The organism is Erythrobacter sp. SD-21 (assembly GCF_000181515.1).
Lineage (GTDB): Bacteria > Pseudomonadota > Alphaproteobacteria > Sphingomonadales > Sphingomonadaceae > Qipengyuania.
In genome coordinates, this window is record NZ_ABCG01000010.1 from 1 (window position 1) to 24,019 (window position 24,019).

Annotated in this window: 19 protein-coding genes; 6 read left to right on the forward strand and 13 right to left on the reverse strand. The window is 64.8% G+C overall.

The annotated features are described in order from the left end of the window. Positions 1-31: 31 nt before the first annotated feature. The gene (locus ED21_RS13350) at positions 32-1,570 is read right to left on the reverse strand and encodes a sodium:alanine symporter family protein (RefSeq protein WP_006834459.1); all 1,539 of its coding nucleotides are present in this window, start codon (positions 1,568-1,570) and stop codon (positions 32-34) included. Between the two features lie 238 nt (positions 1,571-1,808). On the opposite strand from ED21_RS13350, the gene secE reads away from it, so the two are divergent. After that, positions 1,809-2,042, forward strand: coding sequence for a preprotein translocase subunit SecE (gene secE / locus ED21_RS13355; protein WP_006834460.1), 234 nt, complete (start codon positions 1,809-1,811; stop codon positions 2,040-2,042). Positions 2,043-2,065: 23 nt separating this feature from the next. Continuing rightward, on the forward strand, positions 2,066-2,602 hold the full coding sequence (gene nusG / locus ED21_RS13360) for a transcription termination/antitermination protein NusG (protein ID WP_006834461.1): 537 nt from the start codon (positions 2,066-2,068) through the stop codon (positions 2,600-2,602). Between the two features lie 105 nt (positions 2,603-2,707). Here the strand turns inward: nusG and ED21_RS13365 are convergent, their stop codons facing one another. The 3 genes from ED21_RS13365 to ED21_RS13375 form a co-directional block, all read right to left on the reverse strand. Next, entirely contained in the window at positions 2,708-3,610 is a 903-nt protein-coding gene (locus ED21_RS13365; RefSeq protein WP_006834462.1) for a sensor histidine kinase, read from the reverse strand. 65 nt (positions 3,611-3,675) lie between these two features. Then, on the reverse strand, positions 3,676-4,428 hold the full coding sequence (locus tag ED21_RS13370) for a CPBP family intramembrane glutamic endopeptidase (protein WP_006834463.1): 753 nt from the start codon (positions 4,426-4,428) through the stop codon (positions 3,676-3,678). A gap of 82 nt (positions 4,429-4,510) precedes the next feature. Then, on the reverse strand, positions 4,511-5,212 hold the full coding sequence (locus tag ED21_RS13375) for a PspA/IM30 family protein (protein WP_006834464.1): 702 nt from the start codon (positions 5,210-5,212) through the stop codon (positions 4,511-4,513). Between the two features lie 436 nt (positions 5,213-5,648). Here ED21_RS13375 and rplK point away from each other — a divergent pair, with 436 nt between their 5' ends. Together rplK and rplA are read left to right on the forward strand one after the other, a co-directional pair. Then, a complete protein-coding gene (rplK, locus tag ED21_RS13380; RefSeq protein WP_006834465.1) occupies positions 5,649-6,080 on the forward strand; it encodes a 50S ribosomal protein L11 in 432 nt (143 codons plus the stop codon). Between the two features lie 4 nt (positions 6,081-6,084). Beyond that, complete coding sequence (gene rplA, locus ED21_RS13385) at positions 6,085-6,777, forward strand: 50S ribosomal protein L1 (RefSeq protein WP_006834466.1); 693 nt, start codon at positions 6,085-6,087, stop codon at positions 6,775-6,777. A gap of 96 nt (positions 6,778-6,873) precedes the next feature. Here rplA and ED21_RS13390 read toward each other — a convergent pair whose 3' ends face one another. From ED21_RS13390 to ED21_RS13400, 3 genes are read right to left on the reverse strand one after another with little or no spacing between them, the layout of a single operon-like run. Then, entirely contained in the window at positions 6,874-9,777 is a 2,904-nt protein-coding gene (locus ED21_RS13390) for a DUF2339 domain-containing protein (protein ID WP_006834467.1), read from the reverse strand. Between the two features lie 44 nt (positions 9,778-9,821). Beyond that, positions 9,822-10,577, reverse strand: a complete 756-nt coding sequence (locus ED21_RS13395) for a molybdopterin-binding protein (RefSeq protein WP_006834468.1) — start codon at positions 10,575-10,577, stop codon at positions 9,822-9,824. Positions 10,578-10,610: 33 nt separating this feature from the next. Further along, complete coding sequence (locus ED21_RS13400; RefSeq protein ID WP_006834469.1) at positions 10,611-12,128, reverse strand: NAD(P)/FAD-dependent oxidoreductase; 1,518 nt, start codon at positions 12,126-12,128, stop codon at positions 10,611-10,613. A 158-nt stretch (positions 12,129-12,286) separates the two neighbouring features. On the opposite strand from ED21_RS13400, the gene ED21_RS13405 reads away from it, so the two are divergent. Further along, positions 12,287-13,315, forward strand: coding sequence for a LacI family DNA-binding transcriptional regulator (locus ED21_RS13405; protein WP_006834470.1), 1,029 nt, complete (start codon positions 12,287-12,289; stop codon positions 13,313-13,315). Between the two features lie 82 nt (positions 13,316-13,397). Then, entirely contained in the window at positions 13,398-16,736 is a 3,339-nt protein-coding gene (locus tag ED21_RS13410; protein WP_006834471.1) for an amidohydrolase family protein, read from the forward strand. A gap of 57 nt (positions 16,737-16,793) precedes the next feature. Here the strand turns inward: ED21_RS13410 and ED21_RS13415 are convergent, their stop codons facing one another. From ED21_RS13415 to ED21_RS13440, 6 genes are all read right to left on the reverse strand, one after another. Next, on the reverse strand, positions 16,794-18,137 hold the full coding sequence (locus ED21_RS13415) for a methyl-accepting chemotaxis protein (protein ID WP_006834472.1): 1,344 nt from the start codon (positions 18,135-18,137) through the stop codon (positions 16,794-16,796). Positions 18,138-18,185: 48 nt separating this feature from the next. After that, positions 18,186-19,964, reverse strand: a complete 1,779-nt coding sequence (locus tag ED21_RS13420) for a methyl-accepting chemotaxis protein (RefSeq protein WP_006834473.1) — start codon at positions 19,962-19,964, stop codon at positions 18,186-18,188. After that, positions 19,961-21,499, reverse strand: a complete 1,539-nt coding sequence (locus ED21_RS13425) for a bifunctional diguanylate cyclase/phosphodiesterase (RefSeq protein WP_233995768.1) — start codon at positions 21,497-21,499, stop codon at positions 19,961-19,963. The genes ED21_RS13420 and ED21_RS13425 overlap by 4 nt, the downstream gene beginning before the upstream one ends. 124 nt (positions 21,500-21,623) lie before the next feature. Next, a complete protein-coding gene (locus tag ED21_RS13430) occupies positions 21,624-22,496 on the reverse strand; it encodes a protein-glutamate O-methyltransferase CheR (protein ID WP_006834475.1) in 873 nt (290 codons plus the stop codon). Then, complete coding sequence (gene cheB / locus ED21_RS13435) at positions 22,487-23,581, reverse strand: chemotaxis-specific protein-glutamate methyltransferase CheB (protein ID WP_156787487.1); 1,095 nt, start codon at positions 23,579-23,581, stop codon at positions 22,487-22,489. The genes ED21_RS13430 and cheB overlap by 10 nt, the downstream gene beginning before the upstream one ends. 19 nt (positions 23,582-23,600) lie before the next feature. Next, positions 23,601-23,966, reverse strand: coding sequence for a PleD family two-component system response regulator (locus ED21_RS13440; protein WP_006834477.1), 366 nt, complete (start codon positions 23,964-23,966; stop codon positions 23,601-23,603). Positions 23,967-24,019 lie beyond the last annotated feature (53 nt).

The following is a 24,019-nucleotide window of genomic DNA, read 5'->3' on the forward strand; positions in this document are numbered from 1 at the left end:
ATTTTATGCCCCTAGGTGAGGTGGGAGGAGCCTAGTACTCCTCCGGCTCCTCGGGCGTGACGGCTGTGTGGGTGGGTCCTGCGGTCCTGTCGCCCTTCGCGAGCTTGAACACCACGCCCGACAGCAGCGCCAGCGCCAGCAGGTTGGGCAGCGCCATCGCCGCATTGGAGATATCGCCCATGCGCCAGACCAGCGTCAGGTCCAGCGTCGAGCCGAGGTAGATCACCACGCACCACAGCACGCGCCAGATCATGTGCAGCACCTTCTCGCCGCCGCGGGTCGATCCCGGGATACGGTCGTAAATGAAGGTGATCGCCCGCTCGCCGTAATAGCTCCACGTCAGCAGCGTGGTGAAGACGAACAGGATCAGCGCGAGACTGGCGATCAGCGTACCGATCGGGACTCCGAACACTTGCAGCGGGAACGCCGCGGCAAAGGCCCCACTGGTCATGGCGAAACCTTCGAGATCCGAATTCCACGCATGGCGGACCGTTTCGCCGCCGGCCGTGAAATCGCCCTGCACGGTGAGCATGACCAGCGCGGTCATGGTGCAGATCACGATGGTGTCGATGAAGGTGCCCAGCATCGCCATGCGGCCCTGCGCCTGCGGATCGTTGGTCTGCGCAACCGCGTGGGCGATCGGGGTCGAACCCTGGCCCGCCTCGTTCGAGAACAGGCCGCGGGCCACACCGGCACGGATCGCCAGCATGATCGCGGCACCGGCGAAGCCGCCGGTGGCCGCCTGCGGGTTGAACGCACCGTCGAAGATCAGCGCGAAGGTCGCCGGCAGGTCGCCGAAGTTGAGGATCAGCGCGAGCACGGCCATCACGATATAGGCAGCGGCCATGAAGGGGATGACCTTCTCCGCCACATTGCCGATCGACTTGATGCCGCCGATGATGACGATGAACACGAGGATTGCGGTGACGAGGCCGCCGATCCATTCTTCTACGCCGAACAATTCGTTCATGCCGTCGGCAATCGCGTTGGCCTGGATCGAGTTGCCGGTCACCAGCGCCGAGAACAGCGTGCCGAGGCAGAAGACGATGGCGAGCCAGGTCCACTTTTTGCCCAGGCCCATCATGATGTAGGTCATCGGACCGCCGCGATAGACGCCGTCGCTGGTCCTTTCGCGGTAGCGGATGGCCAGCGATCCTTCGGCAAAGGCCAGCGCCATGCCGACGAGTGCGGTAATCCACATCCAGAAGATCGCGCCCGGTCCGCCCAGCGCGATGGCCGTGGCGACACCGGCAAGGTTGCCCGTGCCGACCTGTCCCGAAAGCGCGGTCGAGAGCGCGGCGAAAGGCGAAATTTCGCCCTCGCCTTCGCCCTTGCGGCTCTTGAAGAGGCCCTTGAAGGCACTGCCCAGATTGAGGATCGGATAGAAGCGCAGGCCGATCATGATCCACATGCCGATCCCCAGCAGGATCAGCGTCATCGGAGGAATCGGCTGGCCGCCTACGGAAAGCCAGGGAAGGGCTTCCCCGTTCCACGTCCCGCCCCAGATGAAGTCGGATATATTGGTTACGCGATCGATCAGGCTGACCGAGCCGGCTTCAGTAGCGGCCATTCTTGTATTCCCCTCAAGCGTCCCTCGAATTCAAGCCGCGCACGCTAGCTAGGCAAGGGGCTCTTGGAAAGCGGCAATCGCGCCGGTCTCCACCGCTTGCGTTTTTATTGCGCGCGGCCTAAATGGCTTCCCGTCTTCCGACATCGATGAAGGAAAAGCCCCTCCCGACCTTGTATCGGGGCGGCGCGGCCCCCATCCCGGAAGCGACACAAAGTTCATTCGCGAGAGCATACCGATCATGGCCGACAACGCCGACAAGACAACCAAGGTCGCCAGGGGCAGCAAGCCTTCCCCCGCCGAATTCATCCGGCAGGTCCAGACCGAAGGCCGCAAGGTCGTCTGGCCGACCTGGCCGGAAACGGTGCGGATCTCGATCTTCGTGTTCATCATGATGATCATCCTCTCGCTTTTCTTCCTCGGCGTCGATTCGCTGTTCGGTGCCGTGGTGCGCTGGCTGCTGACGCTGGCCTGACCTCAAAAGGGTAACGAGAACACATGGCACGCTGGTACATCATCCACGCCTATTCCGGTTTCGAGAACAAGGTCCGCGATTCGATCATCGCCGAGGCCGAGCGCCTGGGCCTGTCCGAAGGCGTCGAAGAGGTTCAGGTCCCGACCGAAACCGTCACTGAAGTGAAGCGCGGCAAGAAGGTCCAGATCGAACGCAAGTTCATGCCCGGCTACGTGCTGGCCAAGCTCAACATGACCGACGACGTCTACCACCTCGTGAAGAACACCCCCAAGGTGACCGGCTTCCTCGGCAACAACAACAAGCCGCAGGCGATTTCCGATAAGGAAGCTGCGCGCTATTTCGGCGGTGTGGAAGAAGCCAAGTCCGCGCCCAAGAAGCAGGTTTCGGTCGATTACGAGATCGGCGACCAGGTCAAGGTGCTCGACGGGCCCTTCGCCAGCTTCAACGGCCTTGTCGAGGAACTCGATTTCGACAAGCAGAAGGTCAAGGTCTCGGTCTCGATCTTCGGCCGCGCCACGCCGGTCGAGCTCGAATTCGAACAGGTCGAACTGGTCAAGTAAGACCGGCCTTTCCGGCCTATCGAAACGGGGCGCAATCCTGACCGGACGGCGCCCCTTTTCGTATCCGCTATCCGGGTCGGCGCGGGTGGCCCGGCGCTGCTCGGTTCAGGACATGCCGAAAGTGTCGTCGACCAGTCGGGCGGCAAACTGACTCGACTTGTGATCTCCGGGATCGGGGAGCACGGCGGAGGCGGGCGCGCTAAGCCGATAGAGCAATTGCCCGGCGTCCAGCGTGCGTGTCGCTTCCCCGCGCAGCATCTGCGGCACGATGCGGGTCAGTAGCTTCAGGCCGAAGCCTTCGCCCTCCGGTCGATTCTCCGATGTCGCAACGCCGGAGGATGTTTCGCGCCATTCGAAGGTGAAGACCTGCTCTTCGCCATGGCCGCTGACCGCCCAGTCGACCGAGATCCGGACCGCCTCGTTTTCCGCAAGGCTGTATTTCTGGGCGTTGGTGGCGAGTTCGTGCACGGCGAGACTGATCTGCTGCGCCGCTTCGGGGGCGATGGCGATCCGCTCCTCCGACAAGGTGACGCGGTCGGGAAAGGCCAGCATCAGGGGTTCGAGCTGCTCGCGCACCACGGCGAACAGATCGCCCGAATATTCCTCGCTTCCGCGCATGACCGTCGAGGTCGCCATGGCGAGCGAGCGGATGCGGCCCATCAGCGTGTCGATGAAATCCTCGGTTCGCTCGTGCTCGCGGGCGCTCTGCTTGGTCAGCGATCCGACGACGGACAGGAGGTTGGCGCTGCGGTGGACCGCCTCGCGCGCCTGCACGGAGAGGCGGGCGTTGAGATCGCTCAACTCCCCGGTACGGGCCGCGACCTGCGCCTCGAGCGAGGCGAGCGCCTGCTTATGGGCTTCGATTTCCGCGCGCAGGCGCTCGTTCGTATCGGCAAGCTGGCCCGGAGAGGGGAAGGCGACCAGCGTGGGGATCAGGCGGAAGAGGACCACGGCCGTGATGGCGGAGACGATGCCCGTCGCTAGTTTGACGAGGCCGACAAGTCCCACCCGGACTCACAAACCGAAAATTCGATCCGGGGTTCCTGATAGGGCGCTGCCTACGCGAAAAGAGCTCAGGTCGGCGGCAGGGTGCTCAGGCGGTCGGCATAGGCGAGGCTCATCATGATCACATCGACCGCCATGTGCGCCAGAACCAGCGCCCACAGGTTGCCCCCGCGGTTGTAGCGCAACCAGCCAAGGCCGAGGCCCACCACGCCGGTGATGATCATGCCGCCCCAGCCCTGATAGGCGTGGGGCAGGCCGAACAGCGCGCCCTGTATGATGATGATCGGCCACGCCTTGCCGGCGAGGCCGGGGAGCCGTTCCAGCCGGTCCATGAGATAGCCGCGCCACAGCAATTCCTCGCCAAGTCCGGCGGCGAACAGGGCGACCAGCACGATCCAGAGCATAAAATGGAACCGGCTCTGCGTGACCCAGCCCAGCACCTCCTCAACGTCCGGAACGGCCAATCCGACCGTCTCCGCCAGCATGGCGCCCAGTGTGAACCAGCCGATGATCGCCACGGTTGCCAGCACGGCGACGAGAAGGGTCCGGGGCCAGCCTTCGGGCGGGGTGCGGAGGTTCCAGGCCTGCGCGAGCGCGCCGTCGCGGCGAAGCCACAGCCATGCCACAAGCAGGCCGCCGACCATGCTCGATGCCACCGAAACGGCCGCGCCGGTGGAGCTGATGGTGGCTTGACCATTCGCGTCGAGTTCGCCCCAGATCGCCGCTGCCGGAATGGAACAGGCGAAATAGACAACGCCGATGGTCAGCATCTGGAGGATGAAATAGCCCCAGCCGATACGCTGCCGGTCGTCGCTGATCATGGCCGAATCTCTCCCGTTCTGCCGCGCCAACGAAAAAGGGCGGCACCTTCCGGCACCGCCCTATCATTCGATCTCGTGGCGATCACGCGGCCTTGCTGCGTTTTCCGCCCTTCTTTGCCGGTTTCTTCGCCGGCGCGGAGGTTTCGTTCGAGCGCATGGCTGCGAGTTCGTCCTCGATCTTGCGGTTGCGGCGCATTTCCTCGATCTCGCGTTCGACCGAGGCGTTGCCGCGGCATGGCGCGCTGTCTTCGGTGGCGAAGGCGGTGCGCTTTTCAAGCGTTTCGATGTGGTCCATGCGGCGTTCGGTGCGGCTGGCATAGCCGCTGCCCGAAACGCTGCCGCTGGCGTTGCCATCGGCAGCCGTCTGGCCCGCGTGGCGCTGGCGCACGTCCTCGCGCTTGTTCTCGAGCTCGCGCGTGGCCGCTTCCATTTCGGTGATGTCGGCGGAAAGGCGGTCGATATCCTGCTTCACCCGCTCGATGCCGGCGCGGCAATCCTCGCGAGCCAACAATGCCTGGCGGGAAAGGTCCTCGCGCCCGTTGTCCATGGCGATCTGGGCCTTGTCCGACCAGTCGGCTTCGCGCAGTTCGGCCTGTGTCAGCTCGTTTTCGAGCCGGTCCTTCTGGCGGCGGGCCTTCGATACTTCACCGTGCAGGCTGACGAGAGCTTCTTCGATTTCGCGCTGCAGGCGCGCCAGCATCTTGGCCGGGTTCGAAGCGCTGTCGATCGCGCTGGTGACGTTGCTGGAGATGAGTTCCTTCACCTGGATGGCGATACGAAACATGAAGGCGTCCCCCTTGAAAAGTCCCGAATTTCTTACCGGTCATTTGTTAACGCTTCGAGAAAAAAAAAGGAAGCGCACTTTGCGCTGGTCATCCGTTTTCCTACGCAGGCCCGGGCGAATAGGGTGGAGGTATGACCTTGCCTCGCCTCGCTTGCTTCCCGACGCCCGCTCATTTCCGCATGGCCGACGGACTGGATTTTGCCGCAAGACCGTGCTCCACCCGCTCCATCCTGTCGGGACTGCGCCGGGCCAATCCAAATGGCGTCCTACAAGGCGCGCGCAGGCTTGCATTTACGGGCAGAATCGCTATGTGCGCGCCTTCCCAAGCGACAGTTCGGGATTCCACGCGGGAGGACTGCCTCACGGCAAGCCGCTCGACCGCTCAACATGAGGCCAGCTCAAAAGAGGCGGCCGACAGTGTGAAAGGAGGCCAATCGTGGCCAAGAAAATCGAAGGCTATATCAAGCTGCAGGTGCCCGCAGGCACCGCAAACCCGTCGCCCCCCATCGGCCCGGCGCTGGGTCAGCGCGGCGTCAACATCATGGAATTCTGCAAGGCGTTCAACGCCGCAACGCAGGAACTTGAAAAGGGCGCTCCGATCCCGACCGTGATCACGGTCTATGCCGATCGCTCGTTCAGCTTCGTCACCAAGACGCCGCCGGCATCGTTCTACTTGAAGAAGGCTGCCAAGCTGAAGTCGGGCTCGAAGGAGCCGGGCAAGGTTTCGGCCGGAACCATCAAGCAGAGCGCGATCAAGGAAATCGCCGAAGCCAAGATGGTCGACCTCAACGCGAACGATATCGACCAGGCCATGAAGATCATCGAAGGCAGCGCGCGTTCGATGGGCCTCGAAGTGGTGGAGGGCTAAGAACATGGTAAAGCAGACGAAGAACCAGCAGGTCCGCGCGAAGCTGGACAGCGAAAAGCTGTACACCGTGGACGAGGCCATCGCCACGCTGCGCGAGCACAAGGCGAAGTTCGATGAGACCGTCGAAGTCGCGATGAACCTCGGCGTCGATCCGCGCCACGCCGACCAGATGGTCCGCGGCATGGTCTCGCTCCCGAGCGGCACCGGCAAGGACGTCAAGGTCGCCGTGTTCGCCAAGGGCGACAACGCCGAGAAGGCTCTTGCTGCAGGTGCAGACAAGGTCGGTGCCGAAGATCTCATGGAAGACATGCAGAACGGCAATCTCGACTACGACCGCGTGATCGCGACCCCGGACATGATGGGTGTCGTCGGCCGTCTCGGTAAGGTTCTCGGCCCCAAGGGCCTGATGCCGAACCCGAAGCTCGGCACCGTCACGCCGAACGTGGAACAGGCCGTTAAGGACGCCAAGGGCGGCCAGGTCGAATTCCGCGTGGAAAAGCAGGGCATCATTCACTCCGGCATCGGCAAGCTCTCGTTCAAGGACGAAGACCTGAAGACCAACTTCAAGGCTCTCACCGACGCGATCGTCAAGGCGAAGCCGTCGGGCGCCAAGGGCAAGTATGTCCGCAAGGTCACGCTGACCTCGTCGATGGGTCCCGGCCTCAAGGTCGATCTCGGCGAAGTCGAGGGTGCCTAATATCTGCGCTACCGCGCTTCGCGCTACTTGAGCGCGTAAGCACTTTCCTACACGGCTAGGATTTGAGAGGGCCGGGGGGGAACTCCCGGCCCTTTCTCATTGTTCGGCAGGCACGGCCTTCAGCTGGCGCGAGTAGAACCAGCCGATGCCGATCAGGCTCGCGCCCAAGGCCACGAAGCTGGCGATACGCAGGAGACCTTCGAGGCCTGCAGTGTCGACGATGAACACCTTGAGCACGGTGCCGGTCATCAGCACCAGCGAACCGACGCGCCACAACCGCTCGCCCCTCGCGCTGCCGATGAGCAGGAAGGCCACCGCAAGCAGGATGCCGACGAACGAGCGCAGCAGGTCCTCGGTTTGCGACATGGGCAGCGTATCGAGGAAGGTGCCTGCGAAACCCTGGCGCAGGAGCGTCATCGCCCCAAGCGTCGCGAGCACCATCGTGACGCTGTCGGTAAACCGTCGCCATTCCGGCCACCAGCGGCGCGCGGACAGCAAGGCTGCGATGCCAACCGCATAGGCGGCGAAGGCGAGGTTGGCGATCGGCACGGAGCCGACGGCCTGATGGTCCCACAGCGGGTTGTGAAGCAGCACGGTGAACCACAGGAAATGCGCGAGGGATGCAGCCGCGAACAGGGTCGCGAAAACGCGGTCGTTCAATCTCGCCCAGACAGCCCAGCCAATACAGAGCAGCAGGGCCTGCCACACGGTCCGCTCGGTCAGCCCCATGTCCGCGAAGTGCGGAAGGGAGTCGATCCGGAACAGCTGCTTGAACAGCGTGTGGACCACGAGAAGCGCGGGCGGCAATGCCATCCAGAACAGCGGCAGGCCGCGTTTCGAAAACGCCGGTAGCTGCACGCGCACTGTCCCGAGCGCGATGGCCAGCGGAAGGATGAAGCCAAGCACCTCGCGCAAGCGGGGAAGGTCGGTGACCAGCATAGGCTCGCTGCCGAGCGCCATCGTCGCTCCCGACAGCCACTCCCCGATGGGAGAAAGCGCCCACAGCGCGATACAGGCGATAAGGGCGAGCGCTGCGAAGGAGCGCTCCGGCAAGCCGATGCACAGGCCCACCACCAGCGCTGCCGCCACCCAGACCAGCACGATGGGGGAAAGAACCTGCGCCAGGGCGGCAAAGAGGATCAGCCCGGCAAGGAACTCCGCGACGGCCCGGCGACGGCCTGCAGCTCCGAAGAACGCCATGACGGCGAAGGGCAAGGCGACGGCCAGCCAGCGCAGGAAGGACAGGATCGATGCCTCGCCGAGGCCTTCGAACAGCGTTTCGATCTCGGTGAGGCGCGCGTCGCTGATCGGCAGGGTCAGGAACGTACCGATGGCCCCCATCCAAAGGAGGGCCAAAAGCGAGCGACTGTCCTTCGCTCGCTCGCGCAACAGGACAGCGAGGCCCGTCGCAATTGCGCTGGCGGCAAAGGGCATGGCGGGATCGGGAAGCAGGCAGACGCTCGCAAGGAAGGCCAGCAGGCTGGCGCTGGCGAGGTTGGCGGCGAGTTCGCCCTTCACCTTACGCTCCCACAGAACGAGGGCGGCAGCGGCGGGCAGGGCGGCCAAGGCAATCAGGCCGAACCCCTCCCACAACCGCAGCGCATCGCGATCGAAGGTCTCGAAGGTCCAAAGCGTCACGAGGCCGATTGCGAGCGCGACCCCTGCGACGCTCAGGGCCTCGAGCGCGCCACCGTCCTTCCAGCGCAGCTGGGCGAGCGGGACCGCCGCGAAAAGCGCAGCGAGGCTCGCCGCCACCAGCGCGAAGGAAACCGGCTCCGGCGAGGGCCAGAGCTGCAGCAGGACGATCCCGATGACGGCGGCCATGGTGCTGCCCGCGCGCATGTCCGGTCTGCGCCAGCCGAACCACGCCAGCGCCGCGCCGAGCAGCATGTAGAGCCCCCAGGCGAGGGGCTGGTAGCCTCCGGCATCGATCAGCACGGCAAGCTGTAAGCCGGCAAGCCCTGCCGCAGCAAGGCGTATGGGCTGCTCCAACCGTTCGATCTCGAGCAAGGCAGGGACGAGCGTGCCGAGGACGATGAAATAGAGGCCGAGCGCGAGGATATCCGCAAAAGCGTAATCGCCGCCGAGCAGCAGGAGCGCGCCCCATCCGAGCCCGCCCGCGAGCGCGCCGAGGCCGAGCCATGAGCGGTGCTGGCGGTTGGCGGTTTGGGTCAGCCCGCCCGTCACCAGCGCGAGGTAGAGCGCCAGCATGGGGAGGTTCGCATCCTCGCCGCCCACAAGCGCGGGCGCGGCGAAGCCTCCGACCAGCCCGAGCACCGCGCTCGGGAGCCCGAAGCGATAAGACAGGAAGATGGCGAGCGCGGTAACGCCCGCGAGACCGAGGAAGGCGAAGGTCTGGCCGATCAGCGCGTATTGGGTCCCGGCGAGGTAGAAAGCGGCGTAGAGCGTCGCGAGACCGGCCCCGGCAAGCGCCTGCCGGACGCGCTCGTCGCGCACGCGGTCCTCGAAGCGATAGGCCAGCTCCGCGCTTGCCAGGAGGCCAGTGCCGAAGAGGAACGACAGGGCCACGCGCACCGTCGGGGTCAGGAGGCCCTGCTCGATCGAATAGCGCACGAGGAATACGCCCGCGACCGCCAGCGTGATACCTCCCGCCCAGATGGGCAGGCGACGGCCGAAGATTTCCTCGAAGTCGAAGCGGAACCGCGCGGTGGCCGGTTCGACCGTCGGCCCCGTCGCAGCAGACGGTTCCGGCTGCTGCTCGGGCTCCGGTGGACCGGGATCGAACACCTCCGCTGGCTCTTCCAACCGGCGCAGCGTGACCGCAGGCGTTTGAGGTGACGGCTCGCTATCCAGCTCGGGCGGGGCTGGCTCGCTCGGCTGCGGGGCGGAGGCCGCCTCGGTCCCCGCCAGCGCAAGAATGCGCCAGGCCTGTTCGTCCTGCCGTTCCTCGAGATGCGACAGACGTTCCTCCGCGCGTTGCAGGCGCTGGAAAAGGAGGGCGCAGGCCACAATCAGGCCGAGGACGAGAAGCCAGAGCATCGACCCGCGAAGCTAGTCCCGCTGCCTTGGCGCGCAAGGGCCGGTCAGATTCCGCCGTGGGTAAAGCCGAAGCCCGCCCGCTCCAGCCTGTCACATAGCGCGGCCATGCAGGCGTCGAGTTCGGCGCGGTCGGTCGAGCGGATGACGAAATTGGACCCGACGCGTCCTTCGCGGAAGAAGGGGTAGCTGCCGATCTGGCAGCTCTCATGCGCTTTCTCGACTTCGCGCAACAGGGTCGAGACTTCGCTTTCGGGGATGAAACCGCCCACCGTCTCCGAAATCAGCGGCGCGCCGCCCTCCAGCGTGCCGGTAAGCGCATCGAGCATGCCTGCGGTAATATGCGGCACACCGGCCATCAGGTGGACATTGCCGATACGGATGCCGGGAGCGCCCGACATGCGGTTGGGGATGAGTTCCGCGCCTTCGGGCGTGCGCGCCATGCGCAGGCGGCCCTCGTTGAGCCCGCCCTTGTCGGCGTAGTATTTCTCGAGGATTGCGCGCGCATCGGGATGGACGATCACGGGCACGCCGAGCGCTTCGGATACCGCATCGACAGTGATATCGTCATGCGTCGGCCCAATCCCTCCGGTGGTGAAAAGGTAGTCATAGCCTTCGCGCAGCGCGTTCACCGCCTCGATGATCTTGCCAAGCACATCGGGCACCACGCGCACTTCGGAGAGGCGGATGCCCTGCACCTGGAGCCAGCTGGCAACTTGCGCGATATTCTTGTCGTGCGTGCGTCCGGAAAGGATCTCGTCGCCGATCACGACGAGGCCGGCGGTGTAGATGCGATCAGTCATGCCGATGCTCGTAACGGGGCCGGAAGCGGAAAGCTACTCTGCAGCTTCGAGCTTCTCATCCTCGGTGCGCGCGTTGGCTCCCTTGCGGCGAAAGCCCATGATGCCGTCGTCCACCGGGTCGCTCGCCATGCGCTTGCGGTCGAGGACGTATTCCTGGTTGAGACGCCACGGATATTCGACCGCGTTCTTCGGCATGATCGCCTTGCTGCGCTGGATATAGCCCGAGGAGAAATCGAAGATGTCGTCCTCTTCCAGCCCGTGGTTTTCGGGCAGGACCGGGACGGCGATATCGACCCCCATGCGCTTGGTGAGGTCGAGCACCCGGCAGACGTAATCGGAATTGATGTCAGCCCTCAGCGTCCAGCTGGCGTTGAGATAGCCGAACACAACCGCAAGGTTCGGCACGTTGGAGAACATGCAGCCCTTGTAATAGAAGCGTTGCGCGAGATCGACCGGCTGGCCTTCCATCGAGAGTCTGATCTTGCCAGCCACGGCCAGCTTCAGCCCGGTCGCGGTGATCACGATATCGGCGGGAAGGAATTGGTCGTCGGCAAGCCGCACGCCGCCTTCCTCGAAGGCCTTGATCTGGCCGGTGACGACATCGGCCTTGCCGGACTTGATCGCTTCGAAGAGATCGTCGTCCGGCACGAGGCAAAGGCGCTGGTCCCACGGATTGTAGGGCGGGGTGAAGGGCGCAAGGTCATAGTCCTTGCCCATGATCTTGGTGATCTTCTTGTGCAGGAACTGCTTGACCTTTTCCGGCTTTTCGCGGGCGCGCTTGAAGCCGATGTCCTGCAGCTTGATGTTCTTGAAGCGGGTGATGCGATAGGCGAGCTTTTCGGGCAGCACCTTGCGCAGGAAATTCGCAAAGCCGTCCTTCGCCGGACGCGAAAACATCCAGGTGGGCGTGCGCTGGAGCATGGTTACTTTGGCCGCCTTGTCTGCCATCGAAGGCACGATGGTTACGGCCGTCGCGCCCGAGCCGATGACAACCACGTTCTTGCCTGCGTAGTCGAGATCCTCGCGCCAGAACTGCGGGTGGATCACCTGCCCCTCGAACGCGCCGAAATCGAAGCCGGGATCGTAGGGCTCGTCGTAATCGTAATAGCCCGAGCCGAGATAAAGCCAGTTGGCGGTCAGGATCTTGCGTTCGCCGTCGGCGGTTTCCAGCGTGACATGCCAGCGCGCGTCGGCCCCGCGCCAGTCGGCGGCGACGACTTTGTGATCGAAGCGGATGTGGCGACGGATGTCGCGCTCGTCCACGATCCGCTCAAGATAGTCGAGGATGGCCGGCCCGTCGGCGATCGACTTTTCGTGCCTCCACGGTTCGAAATCGAAGCCCAGCGTGTGCATGTCGCTGTCCGAGCGGATGCCGGGATAGCGGAACAGGTCCCAGGTCCCGCCGAGATTCTCGCGCCGCTCCACGATCGCGAAGGAATGGTCGGGCACCTTTTCCTTCATATGCGCGGCCATGCCGATGCCGGATATGCCAGCGCCGACGATCAGGACGTCGAAATCGGTGGCTCGGTTGCTTGCTGGTCTCTCACCCATGCGGGCGAGACTAACCTAAGCCGCGCTGCATGCAAAGTGTAAGTTGCGAGGTGAAACTGAGTTTGACCGATCGCTGGTCAAGGCAGCATCGACTGCCGGATGATACTCGCACTGTCTCGATCCATCGGCTAGGGCGAGAAGGGTCTTGAGGAGATGCCATGACGAAAGAGGGTAACGGGCGTCCGCAAAGGGTCACGTCGATCGACGTGGCGGAGCGCGCAGGGGTGAGCCAGTCGACGGTCAGCCGTGCCTTGTCCGGTTCGGAAACGATCACAGAGGCGACGCGCCGCCGCGTGGAGCAGGCGGCCGCCGAACTCGGCTATCACGTCAACATGCGCGCCGCCGGCCTGCGCAAGGGCGAAACCGGGACAATCGCCATCGTCGTGATCGGCCGCGACGGGCAGGGTCCGGCCGCGATCAATCCCTTCTACTACAGTCTGCTGGGCAGCACCTGCGCCGCCGCGGCCGAGCGGGGCTACGAGGCGCTGGTTTCCTTCCAGGCCAAGGAAAAGGAATTGTTCGGCCACTATGTCGGCCGGCGGCAGGCCGATGGCGTTGTGGTGATCGGCACGGCGACCAACACCCCCGCTTGGGACTATTTTCGCGAGGTCGCCAGCACCAGCAGCGCCATCGCGTTCTGGGGCTCGCCCTTCGACGATGCGGTCTGGGTACGGTCCGACAATCTCGATGGCGGCCGGATCGCGGTCGAGCGGCTCATCAAGGGCGGCGCCAAGGACATCGTCTTCGTCGGTGATCCGAATTCCTCGCAGAAACAGTTTCGCGAACGGTATGAAGGCTATCGCAGCGCTATGGAGAAGGCCGGACTGCAGCCGCAGGATCCAATCGTTTCGGAAGGCGAGGACCGCGTGTCGCAGGGGCGCAACGCGATCGGCCAGCTCTGCGATGGCGGCGGCAAGTTCGACGGTCTCTTCTTCGCCTGCGACGCCATGGCGCTGGGCGCTCTGGAGGAACTGTCGTCGCGCGCCATCAGCGTGCCGGGTACGCTTGGTGTGGTCGGTTTCGACGGGCTCGGCTCGGGCGAATTCAGCAATCCGCCGCTTACCACAGTCGAGCCGGACTTTGCCGAAGCAGGACGCCTCCTAGTCGAGACGGCACTGGCGGGAGAGGGCGAGCGGATCGAGCGCCGCGTCCCCGTCCGGCTGGTGGAGCGTGCCAGCGCCCGTTAGGCGTTCGTCGATTGGGCGTTTGCCAATCCGGCGCTGGTCGGTCTAAGCCTCCCAGCAATTCTCTAGGGGAGAGCTAAGAGACATGAAAACCAGCATCGCTTCCGCCCTCGCGCTCGTGCTTTGCGCGGGTTCCGCACCTGCTTTCGCGCAGAACCAGGAGCCTGAACCGAGCCCCAATCCGGTCGAGGAGCAGGAGGTCGACGCCTCGCAGGACGAATTGCCGCCGGAAGGCAGCGGCGAGGCGGTCGATGCCGCCCCGGCAACCGTGCCGATAGCGGGCGAGGAGGCGAAGGACGAAGGATGGGACATCACCGCTCCGCGCGGCGCGACCATGCGCGAGGTGGCCATCGACACGGACGAAGGCACCTGGATGGATGTCGCCGTCTCGCCCGATGGTCGCACGCTGGCTTTCTCCATGCTGGGCGATATCTACACCATGCCCGTTTCCGGCGGCACGCCCACGCGCATCGCCGAAGGACTGGCGTGGGAGATCCAGCCGCGCTTCTCGCCCGATGGCTCGCGCATCGCATTCATTTCGGACCGTGGCGGGGGTGACAACATCTGGCTGATGAATACCGATGGCTCGAACAAGCAGCAGGTCACCATGGAAGACTTCCGCCTGCTCAACCAGCCCAGCTGGTCGCCCGACGGGCGCTATATCGTCGCCAAGAAGCACTTCACCACCCAGCGCAGCGCCGGCACGGGTGAAATCTGGCTCTACCACGTCTCGGGCGGGGGCGGCGTGCAACTGGTCAAGCGCGCCAGCGAAGCGGTGCAGAAGGAGCTGGGCGAGCCGATCTACGCGCCCGACGGCAACGCGATCTACTACACCCGCAACATCACGCCCGGCGCGACCTTCGAATACGCGCAGGATTCGACGCAGGGCATCTTCAATATCGAACGCTACGACATCGACACCGGCGAAGTGACGACGGCGGTCGGGGGCTATGGTGGCGCGGTGCGCCCGGTCCCGTCGCCCGACGGCAGGAGCATCGCTTTCGTGCGCCGCGACAAGGACCAGTCGCAGCTCTGGGTAAAGGACCTCTCGACCGGCGAAGAGCGCATGATCTACGGCGCGCTCGACCTCGACCTGCAGGAGACCTGGGCGGTCTACGGCGTCTATCCGATGATGGACTGGATGCCCGACGGGAAAAGCATGGTCGTCTGGGCGGGCGGCAAGCTCAACCGCGTGGCTGCCGATGGCTCGGGCTCCGATGTCATCCCCTTCCGCATCTCCGACACGCGCATGGTGGCCGAAGCGCCGCACCCGGTGATCGATGTCGCACCCGACAGTTTCACCGCGAAAATCCCGCGTTTCGCCAGCGTTTCGCCCGATGGTCGTACGGTCGTCTTCGAAAGCCTCGGCAAGCTCTACGTGAAGCCGGTGGGCAGCGATGCCGCGCCCCGCCGCCTCATTTCCGGTAGCGATGACAGTCTCGAGCTGTGGCCGGCCTGGTCGCGCGACGGGGATCGGATCGCCTTCGTGCGCTGGACCGATGCCGGACTTGGCCGCATCGTCACGGTCGATGCCCGCGGCCGCAACGAGCGCGTGATCACCCGCCAGCAAGGGCACTACGCGGTTCCGCAATTCTCGCCCGATGGCGACACCATCGTCTTCGAGAAGCGCGGCGGCGGCTTTTTGACCTCGCCGACCTATTCGGAGAACGAGGGGGTCTATTCGGTTTCCGCTAGCGGGGGCACGCCGCGCCTTGTCGCGCGCGAGACGTCGACCCCGCAATTCGGCGCGGACGAGGACCGCATCTTCATGCTCGCGCGAGCAGAGGGCAATCTGCAGCTGATCTCCGCCGATCTCGACGGGGAGGCGCGCCGCGTCCACGCGCAGGGCGATCTCGCAAATGATTTCCGCGTGAGCCCGCGCGGCGACTACGTGGCCTTCCGGCAGAATTACGAGGTCTTCGCCATGCCGCTGCTGCCCGGCGGGCAGACGGTTACCGTTGGCGAGAAAGCAAGCTCGCTGCCCGTGACAAAGGTCAGCAAGGGCGGGGCGGATTACATCGGCTGGGCCGACAACGGTTCGACGCTTCACTGGTCGATGGGCCCCGTGCTCTACCGCGCCAGCACCGCCGCGCTTACGCCGAGCGCGCCGGGCGACGAAGCGCCGAAATTCACGCCGCCCGACCGCGGCACTTCGCTGGCGCGCACGATCCGCGCCGACAAGCGCAGCGGCGTGGTCGCCATCACCGGCGCGCGCATCCACACCATGGCGGGCGAGGGCGCGGCCACGATCGAGAACGGCACGATCCTGATCGAAGGCGACCGGATCGCCGCGATCGGACCGGCGGCATCGGTCCAGGTTCCCTCGGGTGCGAGAGTGGTCGATGCCAGCGGGCGGACCATCATCCCCGGCCTCGTCGATGCCCATGCGCATGGCGCGCAAGGGGTGGGCGACCTGATCCCGCAACAGAACTGGTCGCTCGTCCAGAACCTCGCCATGGGCACCACGACGCTGCACGATCCCTCGTCTTCGGCGAGCATGATCTTCGCAGCGGCCGAACGCCAGCAGGCGGGCAATCTGCTCGCCCCGCGCATCTTCTCGACTGGCGAGATCATCTATGGGGCCAAGGCGCCGAGCGTCTATGCCCGGATCGACAGCTACGAGGATGCGCTCGCCCATGTCCGCCGGATCAAGGCGCAGGGCGGCATCAGCGTGAAAAATTATAACCAGCCCCGGCGCGAGCAACGCCAGCAGGTCGTGGCCGCCGCGCGGGCCGAGAACATGCTCGTGGTGGCTGAGGGCGGCTCGCTCTTCGGCATGGACATGAACCTCGTCGCGGACGGCAATTCCACCGTCGAGCACAATCTCCCGGTCGATGTCATGTACGAAGACGTGCTGCAGATGTTCGGCGGTTCGGATACGAATTACACGCCGACGCTGACCGTGACCTATGGCGGACTGGCCGCCGACCCCTACTGGCGGCAGGCGACCGACGTGTTCGACAATCCGCTGCTCGTTCATACGCCGCCGAAGATGCTGCTGGCCCAAACCGGACGGCGCATCACGGCTCCCGAATGGGCCTTTGTCGATGACAATGCGGCGCGCGAAGCCAAGAAGCTGGCCCAGCGCGGCGTGAAGGTCAGCATCGGGGCCCATGGCCAGCAGGCGGGCATCGCGGCGCATTGGGAGCTGTGGAGCTTCGTACGTGGCGGCATGAGCCCGGTGGAGGCGCTGCGCGCGGGTACGATCGAACCGGCCAAGTCGCTTGGCATGGTCCAGGATATCGGCAGCCTCGAAGTGGGCAAGCTGGCCGACCTCGTCGTGCTGACCGCCGATCCGGCCGAGGATATCCAGAACTCGGACGATATAGCGCAGGTCATGCTCGGCGGCCGCCTCTACGATGCGCGGACCATGAACGAGGTCGAAACCGGCGACGACCGCCGCCTGCCCTATTGGTGGGAATAGAAAAAAGGGCGGCACCGGCTATACGCCGGGCCGCCCCCTGCTAGCGCGCGCGGGAGATTACGCCGCGCGGATGTGGAACAGGAATTCGTCGACCTTGTCGCGCAGGGTCGTCGCCTGGTGTTCGAGATCGCTCGAGGAGGACAGCACCTGGCTGGCGGCGGCTCCGGCCGCCATACTGGTGTCGCGCATGCTCGAAAGGTGGGTGGAAACCTCGTCCGTGCCCTGCGCGGCGCGGTCGATGCTGCGCGCCAGGTCCTGACCTGCGACCGACTGCTGGTCGACCGCGCTGGCGATCGAGATGGCCGTGGTTTCGAGCTGCTTGATCTGGTCGCCGATCGAGCGCAGCGCATTGACGCTGGCACCGGTCGAGGATTGCATGGTCTGGATCTGCTCTGCGACTTCCTCCGTCGCGCGGCTGGTCTGGGCGGCGAGTTCTTTCACTTCGCTGGCCACCACGGCAAACCCGCGGCCCGCTTCGCCGCCACGCGCAGCCTCGATGCTGGCGTTCAATGCGAGCAGGTTGGTGCGCTGCGCGATCGACTGGATGAGCTGGACGATCTGGCCGACCTGTTCGGCCGAAGCAGCGAGGGCGAAAATGGTCTCGTCGGCCCCTTCCGCATCGTCCGAGGCCTTGCGGGCGAGTTCCGCCGAATGCGAGGCCTGGCGGCTGATCTCGCCAATCGACATGGCGAATTCGTCTGAAGCGGCCGCGGCTGCGGTGACCCCGCCCGAGGCCTGCTCCATGGCGTGGCTGACGTCGTTCGCCTGGCCGGAGGCCTGCTCCGCTGCTTGGGCCATGGAGCTCGCGGTGGCGTTGAGCTGGCTCGAAGCGGCGGCAACCCCGCCGACCACGTCGCCGACGGTCTTCTCAAAGCTGTCCGCCAGCAGCATCAGCTCCTGCTTGCGCTGTTCCGAAGCCGCTTTACGGCCCGCGAAGAGCTCGTCGAGCTTGTGGCCCGACTTGGCAAACACTTCGAGCGAGCGCGAAAGATCACCGATTTCATCGGGGCGTGCCGTGTTGCCGACATCGATGTCCCGCGCGCCGGAAGCCAGGCGTCCCATTTCGCAGGCCACATGGCGGAAAGGGGCGATGACATTGGCAAGGATAAAGCGCAGGCTGAGGACGCCGCCGACTACCGAGAGGGCGAAGACGGTGAGGATCGTCCACCAGGCGATGTTCGCCACAGCGGGGCTGGAGAGGCTGACGAGGCCAGCAGCTGACACCACCGACAGCCCGCCGAGGGTGAAATAGGAGGCAATCTTGGCCTTTGCATCGAGCGATTTGGCCATGAACCATCCGGACAGGCCGGAATGCTCCTCAATGTTCGAGCTATAGGTCCCCCCGACCTCGGCAATCTCCTGGCTCAACTCGCTTTCGATAAATCCGCTCTGTATGTTCACGACATCTTGCTCCCCACGCTTACGCCTGCCCCCTTTATGGTTTTCCGGTCAGGCGGCCCTTACATGCTGTAGGAATTCGTCGACCTGCTGGCGCAGCACGCCGGCCTGCGATTCGAGTGCGGTGGCCGAGCCGAGCACCTGGCTGGCGGCGGCGCCTGTAGCCACGCTGGCCTCGCGCACCTGGGTAATGCTGCCCGAGACTTCGTCGGTGGAGCGCGCGGCCAGATCAATGCTGCGCGCGAGGTCCTGACCTGCGACGGACTGCTGGTCGACCGCGCTGGCAATCGAGATGGCGGTGGTTTCGAGCTGCTTGATCTGGTCGCCGATCGAACGCAGCGCGTTGACGCTGGCACCGGTCGATGCCTGCATGGCCTGGATCTGCTCGGCCACCTCTTCGGTTGCACGGCTGGTCTGCGCGGCGAGCTCCTTGACCTCGCTGGCCACCACGGCAAACCCACGGCCCGCTTCGCCGCCACGTGCGGCCTCGATGCTGGCGTTCAATGCGAGCAGGTTGGTGCGCTGGGCGATCGACTGGATGAGCTCGACGATCTGGCCGACCTGTTCGGCCGAAGCAGCGAGGGCGGAAATTGTCTCGTCCGCGCCTTCGGCATCGTCGGAAGCCTTGCGGGCGAGTTCGGCCGAGTGCGAGGCCTGGCGGCTGATCTCGCCGATCGACATGGCAAACTCGTCCGAAGCGGCCGCAGCTGCGGTGACCCCGCCCGATGCCTGTTCCATGGCGTGGCTGACATTGCCGGTCTGGTGCGTCGCCTGTTCTGCGCTGGCGGCCATCGCTGCAGCGGTCGAATTGAGCTGGCTGGACGCGGCCGCGACGCCGTTTACGACCTCGCCCACGGTGTTCTCGAACTGCGATGCGAGACGCTGGAGGTCCTGACCCCGCTCCGCACGAAGCGCTTCCTTTTCCTCGGCCATCCGCTCGAAACGGAAGGCGGCGCGCAGGAAGACGTGGAGCGAGCGAGCAAGGCCGCCCAGTTCGTCGCGGCGTTCGAGGCCGGGGATCTGGATCGACTTGTCGCCCGTCGCGAGGCGTTCCGAGGCATCGGTCAGCTGGCTCACCGTGCCCGAAATGTCGCGGGCGATCACGCGGGTGGATACGAGGATCAGGCCGATACCGAGGATCGCCACTGTGAAGAAGGCCACGAAGAGCCAGACGATGGTGGTTTCGCCCGCCGCATCGCTGGCTTCACCCTGGCGGAACAGGCCGGTTTTCAGCTCCTTGCTCAGCTCGGCGAACTGCGCGCCATGCTGCAGTGACGATTCGGCGGCGAGGGCACGCGCCATGCCGTCGGTCGCTTCCGCCTGCCGAGCGAGGTCCGCGACGAAGACGTTGAGGCCTTCGCGCAGTTCGCCGATGGTTCCAATCTGGTCGGGCGCATAGGTGCGCGCCGATTTTTCCAGCGCGTTGAGGTCGCGGCGCGCGCTCTGGAGCGAAGCCTTGGCGTTGGCGTGCGCGGCGGTGTCGCCCGAGTAGGCAAAGCGCTGCATGCTGAGGAGCACCTCGTCGGTGCCCGAACGCATCTCGCTGGAAAGCACCAGCATCTCCGAGATACGCATCCGTTCGTGCCGCAGCTCCACGGCGGTCCATCCGCCGATCACTATCGACAGCAGGATGAAAACGACCGCGCCGATATTGGCGAACGCCACTAGGCTCAGCTTGCTGCCGATCGAAAGGTCGGCGAACTTGCCGCCCAGCCCTTCGCTTCCAGCGCCAATGTCGGCGAGGATTGCGCGGTCTTCCGCGATCTCGTCGGAATAGTATTTGCTGGAGTCGACCACGGCTTGGTCGAAGTCCTGAGCCATCATGTTCATGCTACCTTGACCCCCGGGTCACTGTCTTCACTGGCATCCACACCGTCGATTTCACGGCCGAGATGCTGCTTGATCTGGTCGGCCGGCATGGCCTTGAAATAGAGCCAGCCCTGGATCTGGTCGCACCCGGCAGCGCGGACCATGTCAGCCTGGTCTTCGGTTTCCACGCCCTCGGCGGTGACTTCCATCTTCATTGCGCGGGCCATGGTGATGCTGGAGAGCATCATGGCGCGGCTGGAATCGTCCTCACTCGCCTGCACCACGAGACTGCGGTCGAGCTTCAGCTTCTCGAAGCGGAACTGGCGCAGGAAGCCGATCGAGGCGTAGCCCGTACCGAAATCGTCCAGCGCCACGCTGACGCCGAAGCCGCGGATGAGGTTGAGGCTGCGCTCGGCGACCACCGGGTCGAGCACGAGGCAAGTCTCGGTCACTTCGAGTTCGAGGCGTTCTGGATCGAAGTTCGTTTCTTCGAGGATATGGCCGAGCTGGATCGGAAATTCCGGATTGCGCAACTGGGCGGCGGAAATATTGACCGATAGCGTCACGCCTTCCCATTCTAGCGCGTCGCAGCACGCCTGGCGCAGGACCCACAGGCCGATCGGATTGATCAGGCCCGATTCCTCTGCCACCGGGATGAAGGTGTTGGGGCCGATCGACTTGCCGTCGGGGCGTTCCCAGCGCAGCAGGCTTTCGACCGAAACGACCTTGCGCGTCGTGCTGTCGACGAGCGGCTGGTAATGCATCCGGAACTCGCCGAGCGAGAGCGCCTGGCGCAGTTCGTCGTCGAGCTGCTTGATCTGTTCGCGACTGCGGTCGAAGGCCTCATTGAACCAGGTGCAGCGCATCTTGCCGCCCCGCTTGGAGGCGTACATCGCCACATCGGCGCGGCGCAGCAATTCGGAAGAGGTGACTCCCTGCCCCGGCGCGTTGCGGGCAAGCCCGATGCTGGCACCCAGCGTCAAGCGGCGGTTGTCCACTTTGATCGACTTGGCGAGCCGCTCGATGATCCGGCGGCAATGACCTTCGAGCAGCGTGCCGGCAAGCTCGCCACTCATCAGGACGGCGTATTCGTCTCCGCCGAGGCGGTAGATGCGCGCTTCCTCGCCGCAGATATCGGCAAGGATGCGGGCGATTTCCTTGATCGTCGCATCGCCCAGCACGTGGCCGTAATGGTCGTTGATGATCTTGAACCCGTCAAGATCGACGATCGCCAGCGCGACCTCGTGATCGGGCGACATGAGGTCCGTGATATCGCGGTGCAGCCCGCGGCGGTTCGGCAGGAGGGTGAGCGCGTCGCTGTTCGACAGGCGCTCCAGCTTCTTCAGGTGCTTGAGGCCCATCACGGCAAACCCGCCGATGCTGGCGAAGAGGGCGACGAAACCCCCGCCGAGGACCGCCTTCATGGAGGCGATCCCGACCTGCGGTCCGAACAGGGCGAGCAAGGCCGTGACGCCCACGATCCCGCCAAGCGAGGCGAGCGGCGCGAAGATCATCACGCGGGTGCTTTGCTGAGCCAAATCCGTATGTGAACGCACGCGAGAATCCCCCTCGATGGCAATATCCATTCGATCCTCGCCACCGCTAACGCGCATTCGCTAATTAACGGTAAACCCGATATTTACCTTGGCGATGCCGGGTGAGGGCGGCGAGGAAATTGAGTCAGGCCGTGGCTGCGCGGGGCAGCGTGTCGCCAAGCACCGAACCCGAACGGATCGCGGCCTTGGGCACGTACATCGCCGATCCGAACGGCGCCGGTTCGAAACGGTCGGTCTGGCCGACCACGGTCTCGCCTGCGCCAAGCATCAGGAAGCCGTCGGCTGCGATCCCGGTCGCCAGTCGCTCGAAGGCGTTGCGGCGCGTCTCGGGGTCGAAATAGAGCAGGCAGTTACGGCACAGCACGAGATCGAAGCGTCCCGGCGCCGGCGGATAATCGAGGATGTTTCGCTGTTCGAAACGGGTCATGCCGAGCACCTTGTCGGCGACCTTCCAGCCCTTGGGCGTTTCGGAGAAGAAATTCAGCATCTGCGCCACCGAAATGCCGCGCTGGATTTCGAACTGCGAGAACGTGCCGGTGCGCGCCTGCTCGATCGCCTTACTCGATACATCGGTGCCGAGGATCTCGATCTTCCAATCCGCCCAGCGACCCGGCTGTTCGCAGAAGGTCATGGCGAGGCTCAGGACCTCCTGCCCGGTCGAGCAACCGGCCGACCAGATCGAGATCTTGCGGCTGTCCGCGCGGCGTTTTGCCAGTTCCGGCAGGACCGTGTTGGCCAGCGTCGAGAAGTAGTTGTGATCGCGGAAGAAATAGGTCTCGTTGTTGAGCAGCGCCTCGACCACGCGGGTCGCGAGGCGGTGTTCGCCGGGCCGTTCGAGCATGCAGGCCAGCTGGTCGACATTCTCGATGCCGAATTCGCGGAACAGGCCCGAAAGCGCGGTCGAAATGCGCCAGCGGCGGCTTTCGGTAAGGGTCTGTCCGGTACGCGATTCGAGAAGGTCAGCGATAATCTTGTGGGAAGCGTCTTCTAACGCCATGCATCGGCTCCAACGCTTGCAAGGACTTTGTCGGCGAGTTCCGCCGGCGGGAGAACGGCGGTAGCAAGTCCGCGTTCGGTAATGTCGCGGGGCATGCCCCAGACCGCGCAAGTGTCCGCGCTCTGGGCGTACATCGAACCGCCGGCGTTGATGATCGCATCGGCGCCGTCGGTCCCGTCGCGGCCCATGCCCGACAAAAGGATGCCGGCGACATGGCCGTCACAGGCCTCGGCCAGCGTTTCGAACATCGGATCCACCGAAGGCGTGCAGCCGCTCTTGACAGGATTGAAGGCGAGGCCGGTGACGTGGCGCGTGCCTTTCCTGCGCACCACCATGTGGCCATGGCCCGGCGCAATGACGATCCGCCCGCGCGTGATCTCGACGTCTTCGTCGGCCAGCACGGCCTCGCGACCGGCGGCCATTTCCATCTGCCTGGCGAAGACGGGGATGAAGCTGGCGGGAAGGTGCTGCGTGATGAGGATCGGCAGGTCGAAGTTCTTCGGCACCTGCCGCAGGAAGAGGTTCAGCGCGTGGATGCCGCCCGTTGACGCCCCGATGGCGAGGACCTTAGGCCGCTTGCCCGCGCGGCGCTGGGCCGGGCGGGGAGCGGCGCGCTTGGGCTGTTCGTGCGGGGCGAGGCCCTTGAGCGCCCGGATCTTTCCCAGCAGCTGGTCGCGGTAGTCGTCGTTGAAGCCGCCCGGACGCGGCTTCAGCATGGTGTCGGCCGCGCCCATGCGCAGCGCCGCCACCGTCGCTTCCGCGCCTTCGGCGGTCAGCGAGGAAATGACCAGCACCTTGGTGTCGGGCGAAGCCCTGAGCAGCTTGGGCAGCGCCTCGAGACCGCCCATTCCGGGCATCTCGAGGTCGAGCAGGATCACGTCTGTCCGGTGGCTGCCCAGCTCCATCAGGCCGCGTTCGGCTGAACTTGCGCTGGCGACGATCGTCATGTCGTCCTGACGCTCGATCATGCGCGAGAAGATCGTCCGCACGGTCAGCGAATCGTCGATCAGCATCACCCGCACGCAGCCGGGCGCGGGATTGGGATTCGGCGGGGCCGCTTTCAGAGATCTAAGGGCGGTCACCACGAATCCGTTCCTTCTTGGATCAGGCCATGCCGACGAGTTGGAGCTTGATCTGGAGCGTTTCGTGATCGAACGGCTTCATGACGTATTCGTCGGCGCCGGCGCTGATCGCCTCGCGGATGTGCGCGACGTCGTTTTCGGTGGTGCAGAACACGACCTTGGGCTTGTCGCCGCCTTCGTGCTTGCGCAGTTCGTGGATGAACTCGATACCGGTCATGACCGGCATGTTCCAGTCGAGCAGGACCACTTCGGGCATGCTCTCGAGGCACTTGTTCAGGCCTTCCTGGCCGTTTTCGGCTTCGTCGACCGTGAAGCCGAGGGTTTCGAGGATATGGCGCGACACCTTCCGGATAACGCGCGAATCATCGACGATAAGACAGGTTTTCATTTCTCGTGATCCCTTCACTTGCCTGCCCCTTATACCGGCAGGCGGTAACCAAT